Here is a 19976-nt window from a genome sequence, read left to right as displayed (position 1 = left end):
CGGATAAAGACTGGATGAATATACACTGTCAAAGTGCCGGGTGCAGCCTTACATGAAAGCTGCGCGGCAAAGCGCCGCATATACCCTCTCAATCGATGGGACTGGTAGAATCGCCGCCGGTTCACACGAGGTTTTTCCATGCACGATCCCCACAGCGAACGCATGAGTAGCGGCGAGACCCGAGCAGCAAGCGGTCTGGCCCTGGTGTTCGCGTTCCGTATGCTTGGCATGTTCATGGTGTTGCCGGTGCTGGCGACCTATGGAATGGATCTGGCAGGCGCGACCCCCGCGCTGATCGGCCTGGCGATTGGCGCCTATGGCCTGACCCAGGCGATTTTTCAGATTCCGTTCGGAATCATTTCCGACCGGATTGGCCGGCGTCCGGTGATTTACCTCGGGCTGATTGTCTTCGCCCTCGGCAGCGTGCTCGCGGCACAATCCGATTCGATCTGGGGCGTGATCGCCGGACGCATCCTGCAAGGTGCCGGGGCGATTTCTGCTGCCGTCATGGCGCTGCTGTCCGACCTGACTCGTGAGCAACACCGCACCAAGGCCATGGCCATGATCGGCATGACCATCGGTCTGTCGTTCGCCGTGGCCATGGTCGTGGGCCCGTTGCTGACGCGCGCCTTTGGCTTGCACAGCCTGTTCCTTGCCACCGGCGGCATGGCGTTGTTCGGGATCGTGATCGTGGCCGTCATGGTGCCGCGCTCCACCGGCACGTTGCAGCACCGTGAGTCGGGCGTCGCACGCAAGGCCCTGTTGCCGACGCTCAAGCACCCGGACCTGTTGCGCCTGGATTTAGGTATCTTCGTATTACACGCAATGCTGATGTGCAGCTTCGTCGCCTTGCCCCTGGCGCTGGTGGAAAAAGCCGGGCTGCCCAAGGAACAGCACTGGTGGGTCTACCTCACGGCACTGCTGATTTCGTTCTTCGCCATGATCCCGTTCATTATCTATGGCGAGAAGAAACGCAAAATGAAACGAGTTTTGCTCGGCGCCGTCGCGACATTGATGCTCACTGAACTATTCTTCTGGCAGTTCGGCGACAGCCTACGGGCGCTGGTCATCGGTACGGTGGTGTTCTTCACCGCGTTCAACTTGCTGGAAGCTTCGTTGCCTTCGCTGATCAGTAAAGTTTCACCGGCCGGTGGCAAGGGCACGGCAATGGGGGTGTATTCCACCAGCCAGTTCCTGGGTTCGGCGTTGGGCGGCATCATGGGCGGCTGGATGTTCCAGCATGGCGGTTTGTCGGTTGTGTTCCTTGGATGCGCCGGGCTGGCTGCACTTTGGTTGGCCTTTGCTGTTACCATGCGCGAACCTCCCTACGTCACAAGCCTGCGTTTGCCGCTATCGCCTGAGGCGATCCGTGAAAGCGGCCTGGTAGAGCGCCTGAAGGCCGTCGTAGGGGTAACGGATGCTGTCGTGGTCGCGGAAGAGGCGGCCATTTACATCAAATTGGACACCGAATTATTGGATCGCGCGACGCTCGAGCAACTGGTCAACCCAGTGCCGACAGCGCGCCCAGCATAGGAGAACGTTATGGCCCGTGGGGTTAACAAAGTCATATTGGTCGGTACATGCGGCCAGGATCCCGAAGTTCGCTACTTGCCTAACGGTAACGCCGTGACCAACCTGAGTCTGGCGACCAGCGAACAGTGGACCGACAAGCAGACCGGCCAGAAGGTCGAGAAAACCGAATGGCACCGTGTGTCGATGTTCGGCAAGGTGGCAGAGATCGCCGGTGAATACCTGCGCAAAGGTTCGCAGGTCTACATCGAAGGCAAGCTGCAAACCCGCGAGTGGGAAAAAGACGGCATCAAGCGTTACACCACTGAAATCGTGGTCGACATGCAAGGCACCATGCAACTGCTGGGCGGTCGTCCACAGGGTGACCAACAAGGCCAGGGCGGTATGTCCAACTCGGCACCGCGTCCACAGCAGTCGCGTCCGCAGCCAAGCCAGCAGCCACAGCGTGAGTCGCGTCCAGCGCCGCAACAGGCCGCTCCGCAGCCAGCTCCGGATTTCGACAGCTTTGATGACGATATTCCGTTCTAGGATATCGCTCGGCGCAATCCGTATAGCTTTCCCAAAAAGCCCCGTGAGCCCTGCTCTCGGGGCTTTTTTGTAATTTCGTGATGCATGAAGCTGCACCCGCAACGGATTAAATGATGGGATGGACGATCGCCGGCCCCGACATTTGTCCTCAGGGGCCACTCGATTTAGGCTGTAACCCACTTCCACAGAACAAGGAGAGCCGCGATGACCTGGTCTGCCAAGCAATACACGATGTTTGAACAACAACGCACTCGTCCGGTACGTGACCTGGTCGCGGCCATTCCGAATACCGCGGTGCACACAGCGGTGGACCTGGGTTGCGGCCCCGGCAACTCCACCCAGGTATTGGCCGAGCGTTTCCCGCAGGCGCAGGTGACGGGCCTGGACAGTTCCGAGGATATGCTGGTCGACGCCCGCAAGCGCCTGCCCGCGCTGAACTTTGAGCTGGCGGACATCGGTGCCTGGAGTCCGTCGCAGCCATTCGACGTGATCCTTGCCAACGCCTCGCTGCAATGGCTGCCAAACCACGCCACGCTCTATCCGCATCTGGTCGACCAGTTGACGCCTGGCGGCACGCTCGCCGTACAAACCCCGGACAACCTCAATGAACCCGCCCACCGGCTGGCGCGCGAAGTGGCGGCAGATGGCCCATGGGCGGCAAAGATCGGCGCGTTCCAACACAATGAGCGCCACTCGGTGAGCTACTACTACGAGTTGCTGAGCCAACACTGCAGTACCGTGGATGTGTGGCACACCACGTACCAGCACCCGCTGTCGGATCATGCCGCTGTGGTGGAGTGGTTCAAGGGCTCGGGCTTGCGACCCTTTCTCGCGCCACTGACCGATAGCGAAAAAGCCGCTTTCCTACAGGAATACCAGGCGCGGATTACACAGGCTTATCCAGCACTAGGTAATGGCGCCGTATTACTGCCCTTCCCGCGCCTGTTTATCATCGCGACCCGCTGACGGCACAGAAGCAAGCAGCGCTTACGCCGCTGCTGCTTGCGCCTTCAAATACTCATCCGCCGACACTACGCCCGCGTAGCCAAATGCCAACGACGCCATATACGCGCCATGCACCTGCGCCGCCGGAATCACCTGCCCGTTGAATTCCAGATCGCGGGTGGCACACGCGTCATGAATCACCGTGACCTTGTAGCCCAGGTCCGCTGCGGCCCGCACCACCGCATCGATGCACATATGGCTCATGCTGCCGACCACCACCAGTTCGGTGATGCTGCGCTGTTCCAGCAGGGCGCGTAGAGGGGTTTCGCGGAACGCATTGACGAAATGTTTAAGCACCACCGGCTCGCTGCCCTCGTTCAGCACCTTGGGGTGCAAATAGGCGCCCTCAGAGTTCGGCGTGAAAAATGGTGCATCCTCGGACGTGAACTCATGGCGCACATGAATCACTGCCTCCCCGTTCTGGCGAAACGCCTGGAGCACCTGCGCAGCCTTGTCTGCGGCGGCTTCCACGCCATCGAGCGGCCACTTGCCTTGAGGGAAGTAGTCGTTCTGGATATCGATTAGGATGAGCGCTTGTTTGGCCATGGGTATTGCCTCGTGATGGGTTGATGGGGCCAGTATGTTAGCTGGCGCCGGGGCGGGGGATTGGCTGCACCGACAATAACAGGGGGAAAACTGACAATGGCGGTTGTTGAGCTGGGCGTGTTGATCTACCACGGTGCGCAGTTGGCAGCGGTGCATGGGCTGACCGATCTGTTTGGTGTCGCCAACCGGATCGCCGCCGAGCATCAATCCGCACAGCTGCCGTTGCTGCGGGTGAGCCACTGGCTGGTGGATGGCGATGGTATACCCACGCGGGTATTCGACAGCCACCCAGGGCCTGAGCAACCGATGATGGCGGTGCTGGTGCCGCCTTCAATCGGCGAGTTCACCGAAGACCAGGCGCCGCCCGCGCTGCTCGAGTGGATTCGCCAGCAACACGCTGCGGGCACCGTGCTCGGTGGCGTGTGCATCGGTTCGATCCTGCTGGCGCGCAGCGGTCTGTTGGACGGGCGCAGCGCCACCACCCATTGGTCCTCAGCCAAATCCTTCGCGACCCGTTATCCGGCCGTACGCCTTGAGGCGGATAAACCGATCGTCGATGACGGCGACCTGATCACCACCGCCGGGCTGATGGCCTGGTCCGAGCTGGGCCTGCGCCTGGTCGACCGCCTGATGGGCCCCAGCGTCGCCGCCGCTACCGCGCGTTTCCTGGTGATCGAGCACAGCGACAGTGCCAGCCAGTGCGGCAGCAACTTTGCGCCGATCCTCAGCCATGGCGATGTGGCCATCCTCAAGGTCCAGCATTGGTTGCAAGCCAGTGGCGCGGTGGATGTGTCCGTGGCCGCCATGGCGCAAGAGGCGGGGCTGGAAGAGCGCACGTTCCTACGGCGTTTTCGCAGTGCCACGGGATTGAAACCCACCGAATACTGCCAGCATTTGCGCGTCGGCAAAGCGCGGCAAATGCTGGAGTTCACCACCGCCACCATCGACCACATCGCCTGGACCGTGGGGTATCAGGACCCTGGTGCGTTTCGCGCCACCTTCAAGAAGATCACCGGTTTGGCCCCCAGTGATTACCGCAGCCGTTTTGGCGTGTGAATCGTGCAGAACGCCCCACGGTCAAGGGGGTGTCGTGCAGAATAATACAGGCCAACTGCTATCGCTTTTTGCGCAAGTGATTGATTTCAAACCCCTCACTTTTGAACCTGCCTTGGCCTGATCCCTGCAACCTTCCACCCACACACATGGCGGGATGGCCAAGGGGGATGCATGACCCCGACTCAACGCAAGAAATGGGTAGTCGCTCACTCCACGCGAGAGGGCGCTCCCCGGCATGAAGTCGAAACCAACCGAGCCCTTGCGCGCTGGCTGGCGCAAATCCTTGGGCTCAAGTACGGCGGTGATTACGATCCACGCAAACACGCCGGCCGTGAACGCTACCTGCTTCCCACGCAAACACTGATTGGCCCTGCACAGGCGCTGGCCCTTGATATCAAGGGTCCCGAAGACCTGTGGGGCGGTTATGTGGAGCATGATTTCATCGGCACCAAAGCCATCAGTCACGGCCTGCTGGGGCCGGACGCCGCGGCCCCCGAAGGCTGGTCGCCCTTGTTCTGCGAGCGCGTGCGCGACGTTGTGCTGGACGGCCTGAGCGTATTTGCGCTCAACGATGCACGGGAAGCCGCCAAACGCCTGCTCTACAGCGGGCCGATCCGCCTGAAGCCGGTGCATGCCTGCGCCGGGCGCGGCCAAGAGGTTATCCACAGCCTGGATGAGTTCGAGGCCGTGCTGGCGCGCCCCGAAGCGGCCCGGATGTTCAGCGAAGGCGTCGTGCTGGAACAAGACCTGCACGATGTGGTCACCCATAGTGTGGGCCAGAGTTTTATCGGCGATCACGTCATCAGCTACTGCGGCGAGCAATACCTGACCCAGGACGGACAGGGCGAGGAAGTCTACGGTGGCTCCAACCTGTTGGTGGTGCCTGGCGGTTATGACGATTTGCTCAAGCTCAAGCTGCCCGGCGACGTGCGCCAAGCCATCGAGCAAGCCCAGGTCTTCGACGCGGCCGCCGATGAGGCTTACCCGGGTTTCTACGCGTCCCGGCGCAACTACGATATCGCCCAGGGCCTCGACAGCGACGGCCAGCGGCGCAGTGGTGTGCTTGAACAATCCTGGCGCATGGGTGGCGCCAGCAGCGCGGAAGTCGCGGCGCTGCAGAGCTTTATCAACCACCCGGGCCTCAAGGCCATTCAGGTGTCTTCGGTAGAAACCTACGTGGACCAGGCGCTGCCCGCGGATGCTATCGAGGTGTACCGAGGCCCGGCGGAAAACAGCGACTTTCTTCTCAAGTACGTGACGGTCAAATCTTATGACGGCTAGAAGCGAAAGCATTGCGATCGACATCGACGACGAACAGATGAGCGGCACGTTCCTCAGCCCCAAATCGAAGGTGCCGGGGGTGTTATTCGTGCACGGCTGGGGCGGTAGCCAGGAGCGCGACCTGGAGCGCGCCAAAGGTATCGCCGGCCTGGGATGCGTGTGCCTGACGTTCGATCTGCGTGGCCACGCGGGCACAGGTATCCCGTTGTCCCGCGTCACCCGGGAAGACAACCTGCGCGATCTGCTGGCGGCCTACGACCGACTGCTCTCGCACCCGGCCATCGACACCTCGGCGGTGGCGGTGGTGGGCACCAGCTATGGCGGCTACCTGGCGGCGATTCTCACCTCATTGCGCCCGGTGCGCTGGCTGGCGCTGCGCGTGCCGGCGCTGTACCGCGACCAGGAATGGCTCAAGCCCAAGCGTGACCTCGATAAGGCCGACCTGATGGATTACCGCAGCACCCTGGTGCACGCCGAAACCAACCGCGCGCTGCAGGCCTGCGCGCAATTTACCGGTGATGTGCTGATTGTCGAATCGGAAACCGACGACCATGTGCCCCACGCCACCATCATGAGCTACCGCGCGGCGTGCCAGCACACGCACTCCCTGACGCACCGCATCATCGATGGTGCCGACCACTCCCTGAGCGATCCAGTGTCACAACAGGCCTATACCTCGATCCTGGTGGACTGGATCACCGAGATGGTGGTGGGGGAACGGTTGAGCATCATCCAGTCCCAGTAACGCGGTCATGCCGGTGTTTTCTTCACCCGTAGCGCCTTGGCTTTGGCCTCGACACCGAGGTACATCACCAGGGCGATCAGCAGCGGCAGGATAAAGTAGATGGCCCGATAGGCGATCAGCCCGGCCAGCAAACTGCCGCGCGACGCTTCATGTTGCAGCAGTGCGATAAACACCGCTTCCAGTACCCCGAGCCCGGCGGGGATATGGGTGATGACACCGGCGATCGCGCTGATCAACAGCACGCCCAGCACCAGCGGGTAGTCCAGCTTGGCGGGCAACAAGGTGAAAATCACCGCGGCCATCAGCGACCAGTTCAACGCGCCCAATGCCAACTGCAGGCACGCCATGCGCAGCGACGGCAGGTTGATCTCGATGCCGCGAATCGACCATGCACGCTTTGTCGAGAATTGGCACGCCGCCAGATAGCCCAGGCTGGCCAGCACCAACAGCACACCCACGCCCTGCAGGGCGCCGCTGCTGAGCTTCCAGCCCGGCGGCATGGTCACCAGGCCGCTGCTGAACACCACCCCGGCCAATGCCATATAGCCGAACCAATTGGTGGCCAGGCTCAGCCCGAGAATCTTGGCGATATTGCCGGTGCTCACCCCCAGCCGCGAATACAGCCGATAGCGCATGGCGATTCCGCCGACCCAGGCACTCAGGTTCAGATTGAACGCATAGCTGATGATGCCGACCGGCAGGATCTGCTTCCAGCGCAGCGGTTGGCGAATGTAGGTGCGGCCGATCAAGTCGAAGCAGGCGTAGACGATAAAGCTGCACAACGTCAGCGTGCCCGCGATCAGCAGGGTGCGCAGCTTGAAATCGCCCAGGGTCTGAAACACTTCGCTCCAGTCGATACGCCTTGCGAGCAGGGTGAACAGCACGATCAGCAACAGGAAGAACGCCACGGTCAGCGGTTTCTTCCAGCGCTTGAAGCGTGAATCGCTGGCTTCAGATGTCATGGGTGCGAGCCTCGAAGGGTTTCAACCGTGGCTTGTGCGCCGGCAACCAGCCGGTCAGCGCGGGGAAGTGGCGCATCACATGGAACACCAGGAAACCGACGGTCAATCGCCATAGCCACAGGCGCGGCTTGCGGTTTTCCGGCATGGTCTGGCAATGCTCCTTGGCGAGTGCGTCCAGGCGTTCGTACAGTTGCTGATTGAACGCCCGGTCACGAATCAGCACGTTGGCCTCCAGGTTCAGCGACAGGCTCAACGGGTCGAGGTTGCTCGAACCCACGGTGCTCCACTCGTCATCCACCAGCGCAACCTTGCCGTGCAGCGGGCGCTGGCAATATTCATGAATCACCACGCCATCCTTGAGCAAGTAGTCGTAGAGCATGCGCGCGGCCAGCTTGGCCAGCAGCACATCGGGCTGGCCCTGCATGATCAATTGCACCTTCACGCCACGGCGCGCCGCATTGCGGATCTCGCGCAGCAGGCGGTAACCGGGGAAGAAGTAGGCATTGGCAATCACCGCGCGTTCCCGGGCTTTGCTCAAGGCATGGATGTAGGCCTCTTCAATGTCGTCGCGGTGTTGCAGATTGTCGCGGTAAATCAGGCGCACCAGGCCGTCGCCTGTATCGGTCGGCCAAGGCGATGGCCGTTGCTGGCGCCGTCGCCAACCGCGCCGCGTGCGCACCTGGCGACCGCTTTGGGCGAGGGCGAAATGATGCAGGTCGGCCACCGCCGGGCCTATCACCTGCACCGCGTAATCCTGCTTGGCCTCGGGGCCGAAATCCCCCAGGTGATCGGCAGAAAAATTGATCCCGCCGATAAACGCCACGGCGGCATCCACCACCACGATCTTGCGGTGCAGGCGGCGAAACCAGTTGGTGCGAATACCCAGGGTCTTGGACGCCGGATCAAACATCTGCACGGCCACCCCGGCCTGGGCCAATTCGCCGAGAAAAGCGGGGCTCAGTTCGCCGCAGCCAAAGCCATCCAGGCTGACCACCACCTTGACCCCACGCTGCGCCGCGTCGATCAAGATGCGTTGCAGCTCATGGCCGACCTTGTCTTCGAAGAGGATAAAGGTCTCCAGCAGGATCTCCCGCTGTGCCCCGCGCAAGGCGTCGAACACTTTGGGAAAGTAGGCCTCGCCGTTCTCCAGCAACGCGAGCCGGTTGTCAGGCTGCCAGCCGTAATCGAGGTCGCGGGCCTTGGCTTCATCCGGCGGCTGGTCGGTAGCAATGTGCTCAACGGCAATGTTCATAGTTCAATCTCCACCGACAGGGGCACGTGGTCTGACAGATGGGACCAGGGGCGGGTGGTCAGCACCTTGGGGTTATGAATCTTTAGATTGCGCACATAGATGCGGTCCAGTGCCAGCAGCGGCAAGCGCGCCGGGAAGGTGCGTGCGAGTTTGCCGTGGGTCTGCATGAAGACTTCCTGCAGGCCGCTCTGGCTGAGGTCGGCGCGTTGGCGCCAGTCATTGAAATCGCCGGCCACCACCAACGGCGCATCCGCCGGGATCTCGCTGATACGCTGCTCCAGCAAGCGCAATTGCTGCTGGCGATGCACCTCGCGCAGGCCCAGGTGGATGCAGATCGCATGCACTTCCTGTCCGGTGCCAGGCAAGCGCAGCACGCAATGCAACAGGCCACGGTTTTCATGGCCGCTTTGGGAGATATCGAGGTTGTCGTAGCGCACGATCTGGAATTTCGACAGCAACGCATTGCCATGGTCGCCATGGGGGTAGACCGCGTTGCGCCCGTAGGCGAACTGCGGCCAGATGCTGTCGGCGAGGAACTCGTACTGCGGCATGTTCGGCCAGTCGCTGTAGCGCTGGGGATGGCGCTCGTGGGTGCCGTGGATTTCCTGCAGGAACACCATATCAGCGCCCACACTGCGCACTGCTTCGCGCAGTTCCGGCAGGATGAAACGTCGGTTCAAGGCGGTGAAGCCCTTGTGGATATTGACCGTCAGCACCGTGAAGCGAGTGATGGCGACGCTAGGGGTGATGGGCACCCAGTCGGGGATCGCAGCCATGATTGCTCCTGTGAAAGAGTGAGGGGCCTGACCCCCGTTTATGGCTGACTGCGATTTTTGGCCGAAAGTTTCCACTGTCCTACAGGCGGCATAAACCCATTTGGATCGGTGTCCGGCAATAAGCAGGGGAACGATCAGTGCTCAAATCCGTCAGTTCCTTACAGACCCTTCTGAAGGAGCCCGGTGTTTTGCTGAATCTAAAGACTGCATTACTGCTCGGCGCGCTGCTGTTCTGCGGCAGCGGCGCACTGTACGCCGCGGCCACCGCGCCGGAGCCCGAGGCGCCGGCAAAGCCGGAGTTGCTGGTGGAGGGTGGATTGCTCGGTGCCATCAGTTCCAGCATCGATGATGTGCAGAACAAGCTCGACCTCAATCAGAACCTCGTTGATGCCTGGCGTTTACGCGCGGATCGCGCGGCGGATGAAGTCGGCCGGTTGGTTGACCAGACGTCGGAGCGTTCGCCGTGGAGCGTGGCCGGCGACTTCCTGCTGCTGTCCAGTGTGTGGATTGGCGCCTTCGCGCTGTTGACGTTGCTGGGGCGCTTTATCGTGCGGCGCTTGAACCGGCGCCCGTTCGTCGAACGCCGCGGGCGCCTGCAAGGCGTACTGGGTTATGTGGTGCCCTACACGATCCCGGCGCTGATCTGCCTGCCGCTGACGCTCTATGTCAGTCACTTCCTGCCCACGTCCATAGGCCGCGCCCTGGCGCTGTGCTTTGCCTATGCGACCAGCAGCGGCATCTTCTCCACGTCGATGCTGCTGTGCGTGATTGTGATGTTCAACGTCGGCCATAAGCGGCCGGCGGTGCAGATCATTCGCGACTACTGCCCCAAGCCGCTGTTTCTGATCGGCTTCCTCGCCGCCCTCAGCGACGCCCTGACCAGTCCACAGATCGCCCGCCAGCTCGGCGGCAATATCACCAGCAGTATCGCGGTGTTTACCGGCCTGTTCGCGGCGGTGATCTTTGGCGTGCTGGTGGTGCGCCTGCGCCGCCCGGTGGCCCACCTGATCCGTAATCGACCGCTGGCCCAGCGCCTGAAACACCCGGCGTTGCAGCAGTCGCTGCGGGTATTTTCCGGCCTTTGGTACTGGCCCATCCTGTTGATGGTGCTGGTCTCGGCGATCAACCTGATCGGCGCCGGCGACGACAACCAGAAAGCCCTGCGCTGCGCGCTGTTCACCACGATTCTGTTGATCGGCACGGTATTCCTGAGCACGGTGCTGCAACACCTGTTCAAGTCCCGCAGCCAAGTGGCGATCCAGCGCAGCAGTGCCTACAAGGAGCGTTTTCTCAGCCTCTTGCACGCGATCCTGCGTATCGTCATGGCCATCGCCTTTATCGAGATCCTCGGGCGCATCTGGGGCGTATCGCTGTTCGAATTTGCCCAGCGCAACTCGGTAGGCCGTGCGATCAGCGACTCCCTCAGCAGCATCGGCCTGATCCTGTTGATGACCTGGTTGTTCTGGGTCGTACTCGACACGGCGATCCAGGAAGCGCTGAAACCGCCGGTGAACAAACGCTCCAATCGCCAGCCCAGCACAAGGGTGAAGACCATCCTGCCGCTGCTGCGCAATGCGATCAAAATCATCCTGGTGGTGATCTGCGCAATTACCACCATGGCCAACCTCGGCATCAACGTCGCGCCGTTGCTGGCGGGGGCCGGTGTGGTCGGCCTGGCGATTGGTTTCGGCTCCCAGCAATTGGTGCAGGACGTGATCACCGGCCTGTTCATCATCATCGAAGACACCTTGTCCATCGGCGACTGGGTGGTGCTTGATTCCGGCCACGCCGGCACCGTCGAAGGCCTGACCATCCGCACCCTGCGCCTGCGCGATGGCAAGGGGTTCGTGCATTCGGTGCCGTTCGGGCAGATCAAGGCGGTCACCAACCAGTCGCGGCAATTTGCCTATGCGTTCTTCTCGGTGCAGTTCACCTACGACACCGATGTGGACAAGGCCGTGGAGCTGATCCGCGAGGCCGGGCAGTCGATCCGCGACGATGTGTTCCTCAAGTACAACCTGCAAGGGCCGCTGGAGGTGTTTGGCGTCGACAAGATGGACCTCAATGGCGTGGTGCTCACGGCGCAGTTTCGTACTGTGTCGGGTGGGCAATACGCGGTGAGCCGTGCGTTCAACCAGCGTTTGAAAAAGCTTGTGGATAACTGTGATGCGGTGCACTTCGCGCAGACTTATCCACAGCAGGTTTTGTTGCCCAAGCGTACATCCCAGGTGGATGAGCCGGATGAAGAGGTGCCGGCGTCGGTGGTGTTGACGGAGCAGCCCAGGCCTCAATGAGGCCCTCAAATTCAATGCCTGATCAACTTCTCCTGCACCGCCTGCTGATCCACCTCCAGCAACACCTGCTGCTTGCCGGCGACCATCACCGCCGCCGGCAACCCATCCCGATACACAACCCGATTCCCACTCACCGCCGGCACCTTGCTGCCCGGTAACAATGTGCCCACCAGGTTCAGCGGGTCAGCCCCGCACACGGCGATCAAACTCCCGTCATGGGGGCGGCGCCGCACCTCGCGCAGCAACGGGATCGCCTCCGGCAACGCAAACTGCTCACCCGCCAGCCCGCTGACAAACCGCCCACCGCGAATCTCACCCCGGGCTTCCAGCCGATGGAATGTGCGCAGCAGTTCGCGCCAACTCGGCAACCAATCCGCCTCGCGCTCCAGCAAGCGCCAGAACACCACGCCATAACGGCGCAGCAAGGTCATCGCCACATGTTCCAGGGTTTCGGCCGAGTGCGGGCCGGCGGCGGTCGAGGGGCGGCGAATCAGCGCCCAGCGCCCGGCATCGTCCATGCCGCCGATAAACGCCCCACGCCCGCGCCGACTGCTGCGCGCCTGGCGCTTGCTGGCCGGGGTGGTCAGTGCGCGCAACCCGGCAAAACTGTCGGCATTCACCAGGCCGGCGCCGACCAGTTCCTGCAAGGCGGTTTCCAGTTCGCTGCGCAGCAGATGGGCTTCGTGCACCAGCTCATCGAAAAACAGCGCGCCGTGTTCGCGCAAGGCCAGGTGGACTTTCTGCGCCTTGGGCGACAGCGTCGTGCTGTCGGTGGGTTCGGTGAGCCCGCTCCACAATGCCACCTGGCTGCGCGGCAACAGCACCACCGGCGTACTGCGCAGGGCGATGGCGCCGGACTTGTTGCTCAAGCGCGTCCACACCAGCCTGCCGCTGCGGCACAGCTCGTCGAGCCAGGTCGATGAGTAATCCTTGAGCCGTGCACTGAGCAGGTCACTGTCCCAGGCCGACGTGGCGGCGGCGTAGCCTTCGAACTGGCCTACAATCTGCGGCAGCATCGCGTTGCCCTGGCCCCGCGTGCTGTCGGACAGATGCTGCCAATCGAACAGGAAGCGCATGAAATCCTGCAGAGCCACCGGCTCGATTTCCCGGCGCAGGCGCTTGACCGTGTAGCGATGAATGCGGGCGAGCAGATGCCGTTCGCACCATTGTTCCTCGAGTGCGCCGGGGCTGAAGCGACCGCGCAGCACGTAGCCTTCCTGCTCCAGGCGGGCCAGCGCCTGGGTAACGTCGGCCAGCGGGAGGGCCAGTGGCGCGGCGATCTCGATAATGCTCTGCGGGCCGAAGCCACCCAGGCGCGCACGCAGCAGTTCCACCAGCGCGTCGTCAAAGGTCCAGGGCTCATCGAAGCCGGGGAGCAACGGCAAATTGTTGGGGTAGATCGCCTGCAAACACCCCAGGCGCTCCACCGCGACCCACAGGCCATTGGACAATTGAAAGGCGCGGCCAGCCTTGGCCAAGGCGTTCAGCCACTCGGCCCATGGCACCGTGACTTCGTGACTGGCGATGCACGCCAGGCTCATCAGCGCCTCATGCATTTCATCCACGCCATGGGGCGCCGGCCAGGCCTCTTCGCGCACGCCGGCGATGGCGTCCGCATCCAGTGCGCCGAGGTCGTCGGTGCTCTGCGGGTCGCTCCAACGGCGGTTGAGCACGGCCTGGGTGCGGCGTTCTTCCAGCGGTGCATCGTCGAGAAAGGTGTAGGGGCGCGCGCTGAGGATTTCGGCGGCCATGGGCGAGGGCGCCGGCAGGTCGCGGCTGATCAAGCGCACTTCGCCGCGCTCCATGCGCCGCAGCAAGGCAAGCCAGGCGTCGCTGTCCATGGCTTCGTGCAGGCAGTCATCGAGGGTTTGTTCCACCAGCGGGTGCTCGGGCACTTCGCGTTCGCCGGCGAGGTTTTCCAGGCAGGCGATCTGGTCGGGGAACACACTGGCGATCAGGTCTTCGCTCTTCATACGCTGCAGCTGCGGCGCCACTTTGCGTCCGCCGGTAAAGCGCGGCAGCGCCAGGGCCACGCCGGCGTTCCAGCGCCAGCGCACGCCGAACAGCGGCGCATCCAGCACCGCCTGGATCAGCAGGTGTTCAGCACTGTGGCTGTTGAGGTAACGCCACACCTCATCCAGCTCGAAACTGTGGCTGGTGGATAGCGACAGCACGATCGCATTTTCGCTGGCTGCCGCCTGCAATTCGAAATTGAAGGTGCGGCAAAAACGCTTGCGCAAGGCCAGGCCCCAGGCCCGGTTGATGCGGCTGCCGAACGGCGTGTGGATGATCAACTGGGTGCCGCCGGATTCGTCGAAAAACCGCTCCATGATCAACGTGTCCCGGGACGGCAACGCGCCGAGGGCCAGGCGCGCGCGGGCCAGGTAATCGAGGATCTGTTCGGTGCTGGCGCGGTTCAGGCCAAGGGTGCCGGTGAGCCACTCTTGCGCCGGTTGCAGGTCGCCGGGGCTGGCGCTGAGCAGGGTGTCGAGTTGCCCCTGCAAACGCGCGACCGCGGCGGATAACTCATTGCTGCGCCCCGGCGCTTCGCCGAGCCAGAACGGAATGGTCGGCGGCTGGCCATGGGCGTCTTCGACCCGCACTTTGCCGGCTTCGACCCGCAGGATCCTGTAGGACGTATTACCGAGCTGGAAGATATCCCCGGCGATGCTTTCCACCGCGAAGTCTTCGTTGACGCTGCCGATGTTCAGGCTCTGGGGTTCGAGCAACACACTGTAGTCGGCGTTGTCGGGGATGGTGCCGCCGCTGGTCACGGCGGTCAGCCTGGCGCCACGGCGACCGCGCAGGGTGCGGGTCAGGGCATCGCGGTGCAGGTACGCGCTGCGGATACCCTGGCGCCCGTTGTAGCCGTCGGCGAGCATCTGCAGCAGCGCCTGGTAGTGGCGTTCATCCAGGGTGGCGTAGGGCGCGGCGCGGTGGATCAGGTCAAGCAGGGCCTGCTCCGGCCACTCCTGGGCACTGACCTCGGCGATGATCTGCTGGGCCAGCACGTCCAGGGGCGCCACCGGGATCTGCAAGGTGTCCAGTTCTCCCCGCCGCACACAATCGAGCAGGGCGGCGCATTCGATCAGATCGTCGCGGGTGGTGGCGAACAGGCGCCCCTTGGGCGTGCCGCCGACCTGGTGCCCGGAGCGGCCCACCCGTTGCAGAAAGCCGTTGATGGAGCCCGGCGAACCGATCTGGCACACCAAATCGACATCGCCGATATCAATCCCCAGCTCCAGTGACGCGGTGGCGATCAGCACTTGCAACTCGCCGGCCTTGAGCCGTTGCTCGGCATCCAGGCGCATTTCCTTGGCCAGGCTGCCGTGGTGGGCGGCCACGGCGCTCTTGCCCAGGCGCTCGCTCAGGTGCCGAGCCAGGCGTTCGGCCAGGCGCCGGGTGTTGACGAAGATCAGCGTGGTGCGGTGCTCACGGGCAAGGGCGGCGAGGCGGTCGTAGACCAGCTCCCAGACATCGTTGGCCATCACCGCCGACAGCGGCACCGGCGGAACTTCGATATCCAGGTCGCGGGGGCGGGCATGGCCGATGTCGACGATGTCGCACGTTCGCTCAGTGCCCACCAGAAAGCGCGACACGGCTTCAATGGGTTTTTGCGTGGCCGACAGACCGATGCGGGTCAGCGGCTCGGCGCACAAGCCTTGCAGACGCTCCAGGCTCAGGGCCAGGTGGCTGCCGCGTTTGCTGGCGGCGATGGCGTGGATTTCATCGACGATCACCGTGCGCGCGCTGGCCAGCATCTGCCGGCCGGAGTCCGAGCCCAGCAGCACGTAGAGCGATTCCGGTGTGGTCACCAGGATATGCGGCGGGCGCTTGCGCATCTGTGCGCGGTCTTTCTGCGGGGTATCGCCGGTGCGCACGGCGGTGCGGATCACCAGTGGCGGCAGGCCCAGGCGCTGCAAATGCTCGGTGATCCCGGCCAGCGGGGTTTGCAGGTTGATCTGGATATCGTTGGACAGCGCCTTGAGCGGCGACACATACACCACCAGCGTCTCGTCCGGCAGTTGCCCGCCGTTGGCCAGGCCCTGGTGAACCAGGTCATCGAGCACCGCGAGGAACGCCGTCAGCGTCTTGCCGGAGCCGGTGGGCGCTGCGATCAGCGTCGAGCGGCGCTGGCGGATCAGCGGCCACGCCTGGGCCTGGGCGCTGGTCACCGAAGGGAAGGTGTGGCGGAACCAGGTGCTGACGGCGGGGTGGAAGCCGTTCAATACCGTGTCGGTTGATTCAGGAAGGTTCATGCCTAAGTTATGCGGCCCGCTCCAACAAGTTGCAACCCCGCACTTTATCCGTGACGGTTGCGCTACAAACCCGCAAAATGCAACGATTCTGGAATAAACCTACGGCACGCCTCACGGGCTTGCCGACCATAACCATCGTTCCAAACAGACCGGGCCTGCTCAATCTATGCGAATGCGCCTTATGTTACTGGGCGGCGGGAATGCCCTCGGGCAGGCGCTGATTCGCCTCGGTGCAGAGGAAGACATTGGTTTCCTCGCACCCAAACCGCCCCAAGACGGCTGGGATGCCGCAAGCCTCACCCAATTGCTCGACGACACCCGTCCCGATGCGTTGATCAACCTCGCCTACTATTTCGACTGGTTCCAGGCCGAAGCCGTCAGCGAAACCCGCCTGGCCGCCCAGGAGTTCGCCATCGAGCGCCTGGCCGAACTGTGCCAGCACCACAACATTACCTTGCTGCAACCGTCCAGCTACCGCGTGTTCGATGGCTCCCGCGCCACCGCCTACAGCGAAAAGGACGAGCCGGTGCCCCTGGGCCTGCGGGGCCAGGCGTTATGGCGGATCGAACAGAGCGTGCGCGCGACGTGTCCGCAACATGTGCTGTTGCGTTTTGGCTGGCTGCTGGATGACAGCGTCGACGGCACCCTCGGGCGCTTCCTGGCCCGGGCCGAGAAACCGGATGAATTGCTGATGGCCGACGACCGTCGCGGCAACCCGACGCCGGTGGACGATGCCGCGCGGGTGATCATCTCGGTGCTCAAGCAACTCGATTGCGCGGCGCCGCTGTGGGGCACTTACCACTACGCCGGGCATGAGGCGACCACGCCGCTGGCGCTGGGCCAGGCGATCCTCACCGAAGCGCGCAGCTACCACGCGCTGGCCATTGAAGCGCCCACCGCCCAGGCCCACGCGGCACGGCCGGATGCGGCAGACGAACCGCAGCATGCGGTGCTGGCCTGCAAGAAAATCCTCCACACCTTCGGCATCAAGCCGCGGGCGTGGCGAGCGGGGTTACCGGCGTTGCTGGACCGGTTCTACCGCCATAGCTGACACGACACAAAGCAAAATGTGGGAGGGGGGTTGCTGTGGTGATGGGGACTTGTCCCTCACCACAGCAACCCCCCTCCCACATTGGTTATGCAGTGTTGCTTAGAACTTGTAGCCGATACCCACCATGTAAACCATCGGGTCCACGTCCACATTGACCTTGGCCCGGGTGCCAGGCGCCACGGCGTTGTTTTCCACGGTGGCCTTGGTGCTGATGTCGATGTAGCGGGCCTGGGCGTTGATCATCCACTTGTCGTTGATCATGTAGTCCGCGCCGATCTGCGCAGCCCAACCCCAGGAGTTCTCGGCCTTGAAGTTGCTGAAGCCGGCTTCGGAGGCGCGGCTGCCGACGTGTTCGTCGTAGATCCAGGTGTAGTTGATACCGGCGCCTACATACGGCTGGAACGGGGATTTATTGTCCAGCGGGTAGTACACGACGCTCAGGGTCGGCGGCAGGTGTTTCAGCGTACCGAGCTTGCCGTTGGCGGCGCCGAGGGCGGTGCCCTTGATCTTCACGTCATGCTCGAACGGCGTGGCCGCCAGCAGTTCGATACCGACATGGCTGGTGAGCATGTAGGCGAAGTTCAAGCCCAGCTGGGTGTCGCTGCTCATGGTCGCCTTGCCGCCCAGGTTGGCGCCGGCCAGTGGGCCCTGGTCAACTTTGACGGTGCTGCTGTCTGCCTTCGGGTTCACGGTGATTGCACCGGCACGAATCAGAATGTCGCCCGCTTCGTGAGCGTGGACGGCAGGGGCGGCGAGTGCGAGGGCGAAGAGGGACGCGCCGAGCAGAGACTTGTTCATGGGAGCTCCAGAGGACGTTTAGAAGTTGTACGTCCAATGGTAAAGATCGTTCCGTCCGGTCTTTTGACTCAGCTCAATGAAAGGGCGATCAGCGTTATTCCGGCAGTTCGTAGATATAAATTTTCTCGGCATCCATCTGGTAGCCGGCGTCGGCCAGTTCACTGGTGGACGGTTTGACCTGCATCGCCCCCTCGATCCAGTACGGCTGGTAGAGCTCATCGAGCTTCACGCCGAGTTCGCTTTTCACGTGCACGATCTGATTCGATGGCGGCGGCGGCACATGGATGCACGCGCCGAAATACGGCACCAGCAGGAACTCGGTGGTGCGCCCTTCTTCACTGACTTCCAGCGGCACGATATACCCGGGCAGGCGGATGTGCTGGCCATCGAGACTCTGCACCACCGGCGCATTGGGCAGATCCTGCTTGGCTGCTGGCGCCGCTTCGACGGACAAGGCATCGGCCATGTTCGACAGGTCGTGCAGCGGTTTCATGTTGGGGATTTCCGGCGGCGCGTCCGGCGGGATCATCTCCTGCCAGGACAAATCCCTGGGCTGGTCCTCCGCCCAGGCCGGCACGGCCACCAGCAGCAATAACGCAAACAGAGCGCGACGCATCGAAGCCTTCCTCATAAACGTATGGACAGCCCATCGGCCAGGGATTGTCGGTAGGCGCGCCAGGCGGGCACGCTGCCCATCAATAGCGCTGCCGCCAGGATACCGGCGAGCAGGGTCCATTCATATTCGCTGGGCCACGACATCGGCAGGTCGAGGCCGTAATTGGCCTGCAAATACCCGCGCGATGCGGCGATGCACACATACAGCAAGCCCACGCCTGCGATCACCCCGGACAGGGCCAGGGCGAAGGCTTCGAAAATCAGCAAGGTTGCGATATGCCACGGCCGCGCGCCCACCGAGCGCAGGATCGCCATTTCGCGGCGGCGTTCGTTGAGGCTGGTGAGGATCGCGGTGAGCATGCCGATCAAACCGGTCAGCACCACGAACAGCGAGATCACGAACAAGGCTTTTTCGGCGGTGCCCATCATGCTCCACAGCTCTTGCAGCGCCACGCCGGGCAGGATCGCCAGCATCGGTTCGCCACGGAATTCGTTGATCTCCCGCTGCAGGGCGAAGGTGGAAATCTTGTTGTTCAGGCCGAGCATAAAGGCCGTGATGGCTTGCGGGGTGAGGTCCATGTTGCGCGCCTGGTCGGCACTGATGCGGCCTTTGCCCTGGGCCGGTACGCCGTTGTGCCAGTCGATATGGATCGCCTCCATGCCGCCGAGGCTGATATGCAGCGTGCGGTCCACCGGCGTGCCGGTGCGCTTGAGAATACCGACCACGGTGAACGGTTTGTCATCGTGTTTTACCAGGCTGACCACCGCCACGCCGTGGGCCAGCACCAGCTTGTCGCCGAGCTTGTAGTGCAGGGCATCGGCGACTTCGGCGCCGAGCACCACTTCGAACGGGTCGGTGGCGAAGGCGCGGCCGCTGGCCAGTTCCAGGTTCTGTTTGCGCCCGTACTGGTAGTGCTCGAAGTACGACTCGTTGGTGCCCATCACCCGGTAACCGCGATGGGAGTCGCCGAGGGAAATCGGGATGGCCCATTTCACCTGGGGGTTGGCGGCGAAGTGCTCGTAGCTGTCCCACCGAATGTTGTTGGTGGCGTTGCCGATGCGGAACACCGAGTACAGCAGCAGGTTGACCGAACCGGAGCGCGCGCCGACGATCAGGTCGGTGCCGCTGATGGTGCTGGCGAAACTGTTGCGGGCCTCAACGCGCACGCGTTCCACCGCCAGCAGCAGGCACACCGACAAGGCGATGGCGAAGGCGGTGAGGATCGCGGTAAAGCGGCGGTTAGCCAGGCTGGCCATGGCTAGACGAAACAGATACAT

16 protein-coding genes are annotated in these 19976 nt (G+C 62.9%); 8 read left to right on the top strand and 8 right to left on the bottom strand.

The genetic code is table 11. From position 1 onward, the window contains the following. Nucleotides 1-138: 138 nt before the first annotated feature. The 3 genes from J1N02_RS10085 (at nt 139) to tam (ending at nt 3024) form a co-directional block, all read left to right on the top strand. Nucleotides 139-1533: an MFS transporter gene (locus J1N02_RS10085; protein WP_421147339.1), complete on the top strand. Its 1395-nt coding sequence runs from the start codon at nt 139-141 to the stop codon at nt 1531-1533. 9 nt (nt 1534-1542) lie between these two features. Continuing rightward, nucleotides 1543-2058 carry a single-stranded DNA-binding protein gene (locus tag J1N02_RS10080; RefSeq protein WP_003232445.1) on the top strand — a complete coding sequence of 172 codons (516 nt, stop codon included), beginning with the start codon at nt 1543-1545 and terminating at the stop codon, nt 2056-2058. Nucleotides 2059-2262: 204 nt separating this feature from the next. Next, a complete protein-coding gene (gene tam / locus J1N02_RS10075; RefSeq protein WP_169899861.1) occupies nt 2263-3024 on the top strand; it encodes a trans-aconitate 2-methyltransferase in 762 nt (253 codons plus the stop codon). A 21-nt stretch (nt 3025-3045) separates the two neighbouring features. Here tam and J1N02_RS10070 read toward each other — a convergent pair whose 3' ends face one another. Then, a complete protein-coding gene (locus J1N02_RS10070; RefSeq protein WP_027605170.1) occupies nt 3046-3609 on the bottom strand; it encodes a cysteine hydrolase family protein in 564 nt (187 codons plus the stop codon). 96 nt (nt 3610-3705) lie between these two features. Here J1N02_RS10070 and J1N02_RS10065 point away from each other — a divergent pair, with 96 nt between their 5' ends. The 3 genes from J1N02_RS10065 (at nt 3706) to J1N02_RS10055 (ending at nt 6691) form a co-directional block, all read left to right on the top strand. Continuing rightward, the gene (locus tag J1N02_RS10065) at nt 3706-4665 is read left to right on the top strand and encodes a GlxA family transcriptional regulator (RefSeq protein ID WP_108574233.1); all 960 of its coding nucleotides are present in this window, start codon (nt 3706-3708) and stop codon (nt 4663-4665) included. Nucleotides 4666-4836: 171 nt separating this feature from the next. Next, nucleotides 4837-5946, top strand: coding sequence for a DUF3182 family protein (locus J1N02_RS10060; RefSeq protein WP_421147338.1), 1110 nt, complete (start codon nt 4837-4839; stop codon nt 5944-5946). After that, nucleotides 5936-6691 carry an alpha/beta hydrolase family protein gene (locus tag J1N02_RS10055; RefSeq protein WP_027605173.1) on the top strand — a complete coding sequence of 252 codons (756 nt, stop codon included), beginning with the start codon at nt 5936-5938 and terminating at the stop codon, nt 6689-6691. Before J1N02_RS10060 ends, J1N02_RS10055 begins: the two co-directional genes overlap by 11 nt. 5 nt (nt 6692-6696) lie before the next feature. Here the strand turns inward: J1N02_RS10055 and J1N02_RS10050 are convergent, their stop codons facing one another. The 3 genes from J1N02_RS10050 to J1N02_RS10040 are packed head-to-tail and all read right to left on the bottom strand — an operon-like array spanning nt 6697 to nt 9681. Further along, nucleotides 6697-7653 carry a lysylphosphatidylglycerol synthase domain-containing protein gene (locus tag J1N02_RS10050; RefSeq protein WP_027605174.1) on the bottom strand — a complete coding sequence of 319 codons (957 nt, stop codon included), beginning with the start codon at nt 7651-7653 and terminating at the stop codon, nt 6697-6699. After that, nucleotides 7643-8905, bottom strand: a complete 1263-nt coding sequence (gene clsB, locus J1N02_RS10045; protein ID WP_092358188.1) for a cardiolipin synthase ClsB — start codon at nt 8903-8905, stop codon at nt 7643-7645. Before clsB ends, J1N02_RS10050 begins: the two co-directional genes overlap by 11 nt. Continuing rightward, the gene (locus J1N02_RS10040; protein ID WP_421147337.1) at nt 8902-9681 is read right to left on the bottom strand and encodes an endonuclease/exonuclease/phosphatase family protein; all 780 of its coding nucleotides are present in this window, start codon (nt 9679-9681) and stop codon (nt 8902-8904) included. Before J1N02_RS10040 ends, clsB begins: the two co-directional genes overlap by 4 nt. A gap of 188 nt (nt 9682-9869) precedes the next feature. Here J1N02_RS10040 and J1N02_RS10035 point away from each other — a divergent pair, with 188 nt between their 5' ends. Further along, entirely contained in the window at nt 9870-11975 is a 2106-nt protein-coding gene (locus tag J1N02_RS10035) for a mechanosensitive ion channel family protein (protein ID WP_027605178.1), read from the top strand. Nucleotides 11976-11986: 11 nt separating this feature from the next. Here J1N02_RS10035 and J1N02_RS10030 read toward each other — a convergent pair whose 3' ends face one another. Then, entirely contained in the window at nt 11987-16234 is a 4248-nt protein-coding gene (locus J1N02_RS10030; protein ID WP_421147336.1) for an Lhr family helicase, read from the bottom strand. A 166-nt stretch (nt 16235-16400) separates the two neighbouring features. Between J1N02_RS10030 and J1N02_RS10025 the strand changes: the two genes are divergently transcribed. Further along, nucleotides 16401-17285: a sugar nucleotide-binding protein gene (locus tag J1N02_RS10025; protein WP_027605180.1), complete on the top strand. Its 885-nt coding sequence runs from the start codon at nt 16401-16403 to the stop codon at nt 17283-17285. Between the two features lie 99 nt (nt 17286-17384). Here J1N02_RS10025 and J1N02_RS10020 read toward each other — a convergent pair whose 3' ends face one another. The 3 genes from J1N02_RS10020 to J1N02_RS10010 all read right to left on the bottom strand — a co-directional run bounded on the left by J1N02_RS10020 (nt 17385) and on the right by J1N02_RS10010 (nt 19976). After that, nucleotides 17385-18083, bottom strand: coding sequence for an OmpW/AlkL family protein (locus tag J1N02_RS10020; RefSeq protein ID WP_027605181.1), 699 nt, complete (start codon nt 18081-18083; stop codon nt 17385-17387). A gap of 94 nt (nt 18084-18177) precedes the next feature. Then, complete coding sequence (locus J1N02_RS10015; RefSeq protein WP_074847751.1) at nt 18178-18699, bottom strand: DUF3299 domain-containing protein; 522 nt, start codon at nt 18697-18699, stop codon at nt 18178-18180. An 11-nt stretch (nt 18700-18710) separates the two neighbouring features. Further along, complete coding sequence (locus tag J1N02_RS10010) at nt 18711-19976, bottom strand: ABC transporter permease (RefSeq protein WP_092358194.1); 1266 nt, start codon at nt 19974-19976, stop codon at nt 18711-18713.

The sequence above is a fragment of the Pseudomonas sp. NFX5 genome, from assembly GCF_049132125.1.
Lineage (GTDB): Bacteria > Pseudomonadota > Gammaproteobacteria > Pseudomonadales > Pseudomonadaceae > Aquipseudomonas > Aquipseudomonas marginalis.
The sequence above is the reverse complement of the archived record's forward strand: the minus strand, read 5'-3'. Positions and strand labels throughout refer to the sequence as shown.